We start from the raw sequence: 1329 nt of genomic DNA on the forward strand, positions 1-1329 counted from the left end.
TGCGCTCGTCTTAACGGTGATCGGCTATCTGGTTCTGGTGCGTGTGATTGGCAGCGATTTGCCGCTGTGGGCAGCCGTAGCTTGGAAGATGAGTTGGGGATTGGCTGGGTTTGGCCTATTATCTGCACTAGTGCAGCCGAAACAGTTTTTTGAACGGGTGTTGTATATTTGGAGCTTGTGGCGGCGGCAGTCGCCTGCTGGCGCAAATGCGGCAGTGTCACTATGACTGCGCATCCGCGGATCGCCTGCCGACCTGCATTACGCAGCTTAGCAACTAGTCGCAGTGCGTGCTGGTGCGCCTAATTTTGGATTCGGTGTGGTTCCGCGATCGCACTGTCTGCCCTGATACTTATGCGTGCCACTGCGAGGACTTGCGCATCTCCCTGCTGCCACAGAATTTGCTTGCACCCTTGGGTGTCTGACTGGTCTCCTAGGCATGCTCTACTCTAAATCGCTTCTATCAGGAGCACTCCTACAGAGGAGTGTTCCAATCTAAAGTGATATAAACTCAGACAAGCCACGCCGGTATTTTGGGTAAAGCTGCCGGAGCATCTGGCGCGCATTCCAGCAGTGCACAAACAAAGTAATCGCCCGCCGCAGACCAGCATCACTCTTGGCCCCCGCGTCCGACGCACCAACTGCGAGTAACTCAGCGTTATTCGCCTCAACCGAGTAAGTCTGCGACTTCCCTCGCCCGACTAGGTGACGACTCCGACGGTAGTTCACCTGCCGGTAACCGGCATACCCATCCAAGCAAAACTGTTGGTCAACAAGTGCCTGAATCGCCTCAGCCGTGCACTCGGCAACAAGTGACCAGCCCTTGAAACGGCGTGTCTTGCGGTCAACTGCTGTAATCAGGTAGCGTTTGTTTTTTTGACCTCACAAAGGTGTAAACTACCAGCTCAGTCATCTCTAACGTGGCAGGTTTGAGCGGCTGCACCGGCAGCGCGTCAACATGAGCCAACGCCGAATTGACTGCCCACTGACCTGTAGTATTCGTGGCGCTGGCTCATACCTTCAGCGACCAGTCGCAGTGCATACTGGCGCGTCTGGGACTGTGCGCTATTGATTTTGGATTCGGTGTGGTTCTACGACTGCACCTTCTGCGCTGACTTCTGCGTGCCACTGCGTTACTTGCGCATCTCCTCCTCGCTGCCGCAGAACCGGCATTTCACCCCTGGGTGGTAGGCTAGTCTTCTAGGCATACCCTCTACTCTAGATCGCTTCTACTGGAGCACCAGGGCTAATCAGCCCTCTAACGAGCATTCAGCCAAGTGAACCCTCTATCCGAGCGTGCAGAAGCTGACCTGCGTCCATCGGGCACATATC

Annotated in this window: 1 protein-coding gene; it reads left to right on the forward strand. The window is 55.4% G+C overall.

Translation table 11 applies throughout. The annotated features are described in order from the left end of the window. Positions 1-226, forward strand: a 226-nt coding sequence (locus NW815_RS05290) for a hypothetical protein (protein WP_414415781.1), incomplete at its 5' end; no start/stop codon positions are given. Positions 227-1329: the final 1103 nt, after the last annotated feature.

This window comes from Synechococcus sp. R6-7, assembly GCF_047461695.1.
GTDB lineage: Bacteria > Cyanobacteriota > Cyanobacteriia > Thermostichales > Thermostichaceae > Thermostichus.